The sequence below is a fragment of the Actinomadura geliboluensis genome (assembly GCF_005889745.1).
GTDB lineage: Bacteria > Actinomycetota > Actinomycetes > Streptosporangiales > Streptosporangiaceae > Spirillospora > Spirillospora geliboluensis.
Window position 1 is genome coordinate 1 of record NZ_VCKZ01000384.1, and the last position, 8,636, is coordinate 8,636.

General features: G+C 75.1%; 8 protein-coding genes. 2 read left to right on the plus strand and 6 right to left on the minus strand.

Going from position 1 to position 8,636, the window contains the following annotated elements; all coding sequences use genetic code 11:
* Window positions 1-1,316: NAD(P)/FAD-dependent oxidoreductase (locus ETD96_RS35635; protein WP_138640876.1), on the plus strand; the 1,316-nt coding region annotated here is incomplete at its 5' end.
* A gap of 9 nt (window positions 1,317-1,325) precedes the next feature.
* Here ETD96_RS35635 and ETD96_RS35640 read toward each other — a convergent pair.
* Genes ETD96_RS35640 through ETD96_RS35665 form a run of 6 tightly spaced genes read right to left on the minus strand, consistent with a single transcriptional unit; the run spans window position 1,326 to window position 7,152 of the window.
* Window positions 1,326-2,090 carry an isocitrate lyase/PEP mutase family protein gene (locus ETD96_RS35640; RefSeq protein ID WP_138640877.1) on the minus strand — a complete coding sequence of 255 codons (765 nt, stop codon included), beginning with the start codon at window positions 2,088-2,090 and terminating at the stop codon, window positions 1,326-1,328.
* 39 nt (window positions 2,091-2,129) lie between these two features.
* A complete protein-coding gene (locus ETD96_RS35645; RefSeq protein ID WP_138640878.1) occupies window positions 2,130-2,861 on the minus strand; it encodes an aspartate/glutamate racemase family protein in 732 nt (243 codons plus the stop codon).
* Window positions 2,862-2,883: 22 nt separating this feature from the next.
* Window positions 2,884-4,287 (minus strand): MmgE/PrpD family protein, encoded by a 1,404-nt coding sequence (locus tag ETD96_RS35650; protein WP_138640879.1) that lies wholly within the window; start codon window positions 4,285-4,287, stop codon window positions 2,884-2,886.
* Complete coding sequence (locus ETD96_RS35655; protein ID WP_138640880.1) at window positions 4,284-5,102, minus strand: cyclase family protein; 819 nt, start codon at window positions 5,100-5,102, stop codon at window positions 4,284-4,286. The genes ETD96_RS35650 and ETD96_RS35655 overlap by 4 nt, the downstream gene beginning before the upstream one ends.
* Window positions 5,099-5,950 carry an HpcH/HpaI aldolase/citrate lyase family protein gene (locus ETD96_RS35660; protein ID WP_138640881.1) on the minus strand — a complete coding sequence of 284 codons (852 nt, stop codon included), beginning with the start codon at window positions 5,948-5,950 and terminating at the stop codon, window positions 5,099-5,101. Before ETD96_RS35660 ends, ETD96_RS35655 begins: the two co-directional genes overlap by 4 nt.
* Window positions 5,947-7,152: a CaiB/BaiF CoA transferase family protein gene (locus tag ETD96_RS35665; RefSeq protein ID WP_478209497.1), complete on the minus strand. Its 1,206-nt coding sequence runs from the start codon at window positions 7,150-7,152 to the stop codon at window positions 5,947-5,949. The genes ETD96_RS35660 and ETD96_RS35665 overlap by 4 nt, the downstream gene beginning before the upstream one ends.
* Window positions 7,153-7,364: 212 nt before the next feature.
* Between ETD96_RS35665 and ETD96_RS35670 the strand changes: the two genes are divergently transcribed.
* Window positions 7,365-8,615, plus strand: a complete 1,251-nt coding sequence (locus ETD96_RS35670; RefSeq protein ID WP_138640883.1) for an ABC transporter substrate-binding protein — start codon at window positions 7,365-7,367, stop codon at window positions 8,613-8,615.
* The last annotated feature ends 21 nt before the right edge of the window (window positions 8,616-8,636 follow it).

Sequence of the window (8,636 nt, forward strand, 5' to 3'; positions counted from 1 at the left end):
CCGCCGACGTCTGCGTCGTCGGCGCCGGCTACACCGGCCTCTGGACCGCCTACTACCTCAAGCGCGCCCGTCCGGGGCTGCGGATCGTCGTGCTGGAGCGCGAGTTCGCCGGTTTCGGCGCGTCCGGCCGTAACGGCGGCTGGGTGCTGGGGGAGATCGCCGGGTCCCGGGAGCGCTACGCCGCCCGGCACGGCCGCCCCGCCGCGATCGCGCTCCAGCGCGCCATGTTCGAGGCGGTGGACGAGGTCGTCCGGGTCGCCGCGGCGGAGGGCGTCGACGCCGGGCTGGTGAAGGGCGGGGTGCTGCACGTCGCCCGCGGCGCCGCCCAGCGCGCCCGGCTCGCCGCCATGGTCGACGAGGCCCGCGCCTGGGGCTGGGCGGACGGCGACCTCGTCCCGCTGCCCGCCGCCGAGCGCGACGACCGGCTCCGCGTCGCGGGCGCGACCGGGGCGGCGTGGAGCCCGCACGGCGCCCGCGTCCAGCCCGCCGCCCTCGCGCGCGGCCTCGCGGCGGCGGTCCGCCGCCTCGGCGTGGAGGTCTACGAGGGGACGCCGGTCGTCCGGATCGCGGCGCGGCGCGGCGGCGCCGCCTCGGCCGTCACCCCGTACGGCACGGTCGCCGCCGAGTACGTGCTGCGCGCCACCGAGGGCTTCACCGCCGGGCTGCCCGGCCACCGCCGCGACTGGCTCCCGATGAACAGCTCCATGATCGTCACGACGCCGCTGCCGGCCGCGGTGTGGGAGGCGATCGGCTGGCAGCGCCGGGAACTGCTCGGCGACATGGCGCACTACTACATGTACGCGCAGCGCACCGCCGACGACCGGATCGCCTTCGGCGGCCGGGGCCGCCCCTACCGCTACGGCTCCCGCGTGGACGACGGCGGGCGCACCGCGCCCGCCACGGTCGACGCCCTCTGGCGGATGCTGACCGCGATGTTCCCCGCCGTCGCCGGCGAGGCGCGGGTCGACCACGCGTGGTCGGGCGTCCTCGGCGTCCCCCGCGACTGGTGCGCGACGGCCGTCCTCGACCACGCGACGGGCCTCGGCCACGCGGGCGGCTACACCGGGCACGGCGTCGCCACCGCCAACCTCGCCGGCCGCACCCTCCGCGACCTGCTGCTGCGCGAGGACACGGCGCTGACCGCGCTGCCGTGGGTGGACCGGCGCGTCCGCCGCTGGGAGCCCGAGCCCCTGCGCTGGCTGGGCGTCCACGCGATGTACGCCCTCTACCGGGCGGCGGACGCCCGCGAGTCGGCGTCGGGCGCGGCGGGGACGTCCGCGCTCGCGCGCCTCGCCGACCGGATCACCGGCCACTGACCCCGGTCGTCACCCGCCGACCAGGCGCTGGACGTCCCCGTACGAGGGCGGGTGGCCCGCCGCGTCCGCCCCGGTGACGCCGAGGGCCGCGGTCACCGCGGCCTGGAGCGCCTTCCGGAACGGCAGCGACCCGGTGCTGACGCGGTGCACGCCCAGCCGGGCGAGCCGCTCGTACTCGGTCTTGCCCGGCAGGTACAGGACGTTGAGGGGCAGCTCCACCGTCTCCAGCACGGCGGAGATGTCGGCGTCGTCCACGATCCCCGGGACGAAGATCCCGTCCGCGCCCGCCTCCGCGTACGCGCGCGCCCGCCGCAGGGTCTCGTCGCGGTCGGGGTCGCCGAGCCAGAACGTGTCGGTGCGGGCGTTGAGGAACACCTGCGGCGCGGCCCGCTTCACGGCGGAGATCACCGTCGTCTGGTGGTCGAGCGGCACGAGCGTCCCGTCGGGGCGGCCGTCCTCCAGGTTGATCCCGGCGATCCCGAACGAGGCCAGCTCGGTGACCAGCTCGGCCACGTCCGCGGCACGGCCCGAGAACCCGCCCTCGATGTCGACGGTGACCGGCACCGGCAGCCGGGACAGGACGCGGGCGAGCGCCAGCGTCTCGGCGCGCGTGTCCCCGGCGGCGTCGGGCTTGCCGGCCGCCGCGGCGACGCCGAGGCTCGTCGTCCCGACCGCCGGGAAGCCCGCCTCGACCAGCGCGGCACCGCTCGCGAAGTCCCAGGCGTTCGGCAGCACCAGCGGGCGGTCGCCGTGGTGCAGCTCCCTGAAGTCCATGTGGCCCCCTCTCCACGCTCAGCCTAGGTCCGCCACGTTTCAGCGCTCGTCGAAGCGTCCGCCGCGCCAGGTGGGCAGGGGGCGGCGGCCGACGGCCGTCTCGAAGGCGGCGCGGGCGAGCAGGCGGGTGGAGTCGAGCGTGGGCAGCGGCGAGACGTCCGGGGTGACCAGCAGCGGGATCTCGGTGCACACCAGCGCGACCGCGTCGCAGCCGCGCTCGGCCAACCGGCCGATGATCCGCACGTACGCGTCGCGCGACTCCTCGGTGATCACCCCGTTGACCAGCTCGTCGAAGATGATCCGGTGGACGGTCTCCCGGTCGGCGGGCTCGGGGACCTCGGCGGCGATGCCGCGCGCGGCCAGCTCGCGCGGGTAGACGGGGCCGTCCATCGTGTAGCGGGTGCCGAGCACGCCGACGCGGGCGCGGCCGTCGGCGGCGGCCCGGTCCGCGACGACCCCGGCGATGTGCAGGCCGGGCAGGGCCAGGTCGTCGCCGGGGCGCTCCAGCGCCATGTGCGCGGTGTTGTCGGGGCAGACGAAGAAGTCGGCGCCCGCCGCCGCGAGGCGGCGGGCGCTCTCGGCCAGCACCTTCCTGACCGCGTCGTGGTCGCCGGCGTCCCAGCCGGGCATGCTGCGGGCCAGCGCGATCAGGTCGAGTGTCACGTCGGGGTGGTCGTCGGGGCCGAGCTCGCGGAACCCCTCGTGGCAGAAGGTCCGGAAGCACAGCGCCGCACCCTCCGCGCTGTGGGCCAGGATGCCGAGATGTCTCATGGCCCCGACCCTATGGCGAGGGCTACCCCAGCAGTGACGTGAGGCCGCTCAGGTCCTCGACCCCGGCGAGGCCGTAGGTGAGGGACGTGATCTGCTCGGCCCGCTCTCCGGTGACGCGCCGGGAGGCGTTCAGCCGGAACTTCGTCGCCAGCTCCTCCGCCGACAGCGGGTTGCCGGGACCGCCCCGGTTGACGTCCACCCGCTCCTCCAGCAGGTCCCCGGCGCGGGTGCGGACCCGCAGCACGGCCGGGAACTGGTGCGGGAAGATCTCGTCGCAGCGGGCGTCGGGGACGCAGCGGACCTTCGCCGCCAGCGCGAGCCGGTCCGGGTCGGCGGCGGCCGCGTCGGTGAAGTCCTCGTGGAAGACGCCGAGCCCGCCGCCGCCGAGCAGCGCCGCCGCGACGGTGTAGGGGCCGGAGAACGCGGCGTGGTACCCCGACTTCGGGCGGATCTTGTCCTCGTGCGGCTCGCCGATCGTGCGGAGCACCGGCGTCGGCGCGCCCAGCTCGATCGACTCGACGGCGGCCGGGTCCAGGCCCCGCTCGCGCAGCCGCAGCGCGGCGTCGATGCCCGCGTGGGTGAAGTGGTTGCAGGGGTAGGGCTTGAAGAAGATCCCGGGCAGCTCCCAGTGCTCGCCCAGGCCGGAGGTCAGGGCGTCCAGGTCGACCTGGTCGCCGCAGAACGCCTGGAGGAACCCGAACCGCCCTTCGAGGACGGTCGGCGGGCCGGTGATTCCGGTGCGGGCCAGTCCGGCGGCGGTGACGGCGGCGTGCGCCGCCCAGCCGCAGTGGATCCGCTTGACGGTGCCGCCGGTGCGGTTGGCCTCCAGGATCCCCGAGCCCATGCTCGCGGCGATGCCCATCGCGTGCGCGACGCCCGCGGCGTCCAGCCCGGACAGCATCGCCGCGGACGCGGCGGCGCCGACCGCCCCGCAGATCGCGGTGGCGTGCTGCCCGCGCTCGAAGAACACCGAGTTGCCGAGGTCGCGGTCGTACCCGGCCATGCCGAGCCGCACGGTGATCTCCACGCCGACGCCGACCGCGTCCAGCAGCGCGGCGCCGGACGCCCCCCGGGCCTCGGCCACCGCGAGCGCGGCGGGCACCACCGACGCCGACGGGTGCAGGACGGACGGCAGGTGCGTGTCGTCGAAGTCCAGGGAGTGGGCGAGCGTGCCGTTCAGCAGCGCGGCGCTCGGCTCGGGCAGCCGCGTCCCGGTGCCGATCGCGGTGGCGCGGCCCGCGCCGCCCCATTCGCCGACGAGTTCCCCGACGGCCCGCGCGGGCTGCTCCGCGGTGGCGGCGAGGCTGTTGCCGAGGACGTCCAGGACGCGGCGGGCGGCGTCGTCGCGCAGCTCCGGCGGCAGGCCGCCCGCGGCGGTGGCGGCGGCGAGCCCGGCGAGCCGCTGGACGGGGGTCTCGGCGGTCATGCCGACACCGCCGCGAGCGGGCGGACGGGGGAGCCGGTGCCGCCCTTGATCCGCAGCGGGGCGAGCACGAACACGAACTCGTGCAGCCCGGCCTCGGCGAGCGCCTCCAGGTTCAGGTGCTCCAGGATGAAGATCCCCGACTCGACCAGCAGGATCCGGTGGACCGGCAGCACCGCGTGCCCCGCGCCCTCCGGGATCTGCTCGTAGGCGGTCGTGTCGGCGCCGGTCGCGGCGATCCGCCGCTCCGCCAGCCACTGCGCGGCCGCCGGGGTCGCGCCGGGGACGCCGGTCTCCTTGCCGAGGTAGGCGGTCGTGTCGCCGAAGTTGCGGGCCCAGCCGGTGCGGATCAGCGCCACGTCGCCCTCGCCGGGCTCGGCGCCGGCGCGCTCGGCGGCCAGCTCCAGGTCCTCGACGGTGATGCCGTAGCCGGGCGGCAGCGTCGGCACGTCGTGCACGGCGGCGACGTCCAGCAGGACGCCGCGGCGCAGCAGGCCGGGCAGGTTCTCCGCCCCGTGGCTGGTGAAGGCGCCGCCGCGCTGGGCGTCGGCGGCGGAGATCCCGCCGTGCAGCTCGCCGTTGTGGCTGACGTGGGAGAGCGCGTCGATGTGCGTGCCGACGTGGCCGCCGGTCACGATGATCTCGTTGGCGGCGGAGCCGCCGTCCGGGCGCTCCATGTCGCCGTGCCGCCGGATCAGCGTCATCCGGAACCCGGGGTGGTTGGGGGAGCAGGGCATGCCGGTGAAGAACGGCTGGCCAAGCTCGATCAGCCGGACGCCCCCGGCGACGGCCGCGAGCAGCGGGTCCTGCGTGGTCATTTCTGGCCTTCCTTGACGGGCCGGGCGGCGGACTCGGCGGACGCGGCGGCGTCGAGCAGCCAGGCGGCGCGCTCGACGACGGCCTTGTCCACGAACCGGCCGGCGGAGTCGATCCATGCGGCGCCGCCGCCTGTCGCGGCGCGTTCGGTGAGCTGGCTCATGAGGTCGCGCGCCCACGCGACGTCGTCCGGGTCGGGGACGCACGCCTCGTGGACGACGGGGAGCTGCGCGGGGTGGATCACCGACCGGCCGAAGAACCCGGCCCGGCGGCCCGCGAGGGTGTCGGCGCGCAGCCCGTCCAGGTCGCGGACGGCGGTCCACACGCTCTGCGCCGGGGACGGCAGCCCGGCCGCGCGGGCGGCGACCACGACCCGCGAGCGCGGCCAGGCGAGGGCCTCGCCGCCCGCGCGCAGGTCGGCGGCGAGGTCGGCCTCGCCGAGCGAGATCCCGGCGACCAGCGGGTGCGCGGTCGCGAGCAGCAGGGCGTTCTCCACGCCGAGCGCCGACTCCAGGATCGGGAACACCGGCACGCCGAGCGCGTCGGCGACGCGGCGCAGCTCGCCGGGGTCCTCGCACTTGGGCACGCGGACCCCGGCGAGCGCGGCGGGCGCGGTCGCGAGCAGGGCGATGTCGTCGGCGCCGTCGGGCGTGCCGGGCGCGTTGATCCGCACGTAGGCGGTGTTCCCGGCGGCGAGGGCGTCGAGCACGTTGCGGCGCGCGTCCTGCTTGGCGGCCGGCGCGACCGCGTCCTCCAGGTCGAGGATCACCGCGTCGGCGCCGGCCGCGAGGGCCTTGCCGATCCGGTCCGGCCGGTCGCCGGGCACGTACAGCCAGGACCGCAGCGTCACTTGACCACGCCCTTGCCGCGCAGCTCGGCCAGCGCGGCCTCGTCCACCCCGTAGCGGGCGAGGATCTCGGCGGTGTGCGCGCCGAGCGGCGGCCCGGCCGACTCGATCCGGCCCGGCGTCCGCGACAGCCGGAACAGGACGTTCTGCATCTTCACCGGGCCGAGCTCGTCGTCGGGGACGGTCGCGATGGTGCCGAGCGCCTGGAACTGGGGGTCGGCCATGACGTCGGCGGCGTTGTAGATGGGGGCGACGGCGGCCTGGGCGTCCTCGAACGCCTTGACGACCTCGTCGCGGTCGCGCTCGGCGATCCACGAGCCGACGGCCTCGTCCAGCACGTCGGCGTGCTTGGCGCGCTCGGCGCCGGTCGCGAACCACGGCTCGTCGATCAGCTCGGGCCGGCCGACCAGCCGCATCACCCGCTCGGCGATCGACTGGGCGCTGGTGGAGATCGCGACCCAGCTGCCGTCGCGGGTGCGGTAGGTGTTGCGCGGCGCGTTGTTGTGCGACCGGTTGCCGGTGCGGGCCTGCAGCTCGCCGAGCTGGTCGTAGGTGATGATCTGCGGGCCGAGCAGGGTCAGGATCGGCTCGATGATGGCGAGGTCGACGACCTGGCCCTCGCCGGTCGCCTCCCGCGCCCGCAGCGCCGTCATGACCGCGAACGCGGTGGTGAGCGCGGCGATCCCGTCGGCGAGGCCGAACGGCGGCAGGGTCGGCGGGCCGTCCGGCTCGCCGGTGATCGCGGCGAACCCGCTCATCGCCTCGGCGAGCGTGCCGAACCCGGGGCGCTTGGAGTAGGGGCCCGTCTGCCCGAACCCGGTGACGCGGGCCAGCACGAGACCTGGATTGATGCGCTTCAGCTCGTCGTACCCTAGACCCCAGCGCTCCAGTGTCCCCGGCCGGAAGTTCTCGATCACCACGTCGGCGTCGGCGACCAGCCGGCGGAACAGCTCCTGGCCCTCGGGCGCGCCGAGGTAGAGCGTCATCGCCTTCTTGTTGCGGCCGAGCATCTTCCACCAGAGCCCGACGCCTTCGCGCTGCGCGCCGTGGCTGCGCACCGGGTCGCCCTTCGGGTGCTCGATCTTGATGACCTCGGCCCCGAAGTCGCCGAGCAGTGTCGCGGCGAGCGGGCCGGCGAACAGCGTGGCCGTGTCGAGGACCCGGACTCCGGACAGCGCGTCGGTCATGAACGGTACCGCCTTCACGGACGATCGTTCCGCTTAGAGAAACGAAGATGGATGGCTCGGCCGGTTCGCGCGGGCGCCCCGGACTTCACAAGTTGGCACTGCATGGTGAGTTACGTCAAGTTTCACCCAGATATTGACCGGATGGCGTGACGGGTGCCACGATGACGCATCAGCGACCTGGTGTTCCTCCTGGCGGAACGATCACCGGGCAGAGAGGGCGGGAGAGGTGAATGTGGGCTCGTAAGCTCGCCGCCGGGCTCGGCGCCTGCGCGGTTCTGGCCGCCGCGGCCGGTTGCGGCGGCTCGGCGCCGTCCGGCGCGGCCGGAGTGGCCGCCGGGCGCGACCGGGGCCCGGTCAAGATCGGCGCGCTGCATCCGGTCAGCGGCGCCAACGCGGTCGACGGCCAGCAGATGCGCCGCGGCGCGCAGCTGGCGGTCGAGGCGATCAACGCCGCCGGCGGCATCAAGTCCCTCGGCGGCCGCAAGGTCGAACTCGCCACCGGCGACACCCAGGGCAAGGCGGAGGTCGGGCAGAGTGAGGCCCAGCGGCTGATCTCCGAGGGCGCGGTCGGCTTCGTCGGCACCTACCAGAGCGCCGTCAGCACGAACGCGGCCGTCGTCGCCGAGCGCAACCGGGTGCCGTTCGTGATGGACGTCACCGCCTCCGACGCGATCTTCGCCAGCGGCTACCGGTACTCCTTCCGGGTGCAGCCCGGCAGCGCGGCCATCGCCGGCGCCGCCGCCCGCTACCTCAAGGAGGTCTCCGACCAGGCGGGCAAGCCGGTCAGGAAGGTCGCCTTCCTGCACGAGCAGACCGACTTCGGCAGCGGCGCCGCCGAGGCGTTCACCGCGGCGGCGAAGAAGCTCGGCATCCAGGTCGGCCCGAACATCAGCTACGACGCGCTCACGGTCTCCGACCTCACCGCGCAGGTCACGCAGGTCAAGGCGTCCGGCGCGGACGTCCTCGCCGTCGCCGGCTACTACCGCGACAGCCTGCTCGCCGCCAAGGCGATCGCCGCGGTGAAACCGGACCTGAACGCGGTCTGGGGCGTCTCCAACGGCGCCTACGACCAGCCGAAGTTCGTCTCCGACGCCGGAGCCGTCGCCGAGCGGATCTTCAGCACCAACTACCACTTCGACGCCAAGAACCCGCAGACCGCGAAGCTGCGGGAGGAGTACCAGCGCCGCTACGGCGCCCCCATGCGCACCGGCGCCGTCCTCGCCTACGACGCGGTCCAGGTGATCGCGCAGGCGGTGGAGCGCGCCGGCTCCACCGACGCGGAGAAGGTGCGCGACGCGATCGCGTCCTCCGCCGTCGAGCCCCTCACGGTCGGCACCGGCCCGATCTCCTTCGCTCCCAACGGCGACAACAAGACCGCGCTGCCCGTCCTCATGCAGGTCCAGGGCGGCCAGGTCAAGCAGGTCTATCCCGTGGAGAAGGCCGAATCCAAGCCCAACTACTCGGTGACGTGGCGGTCATGAGCAACATCGGAACCAAGGCGC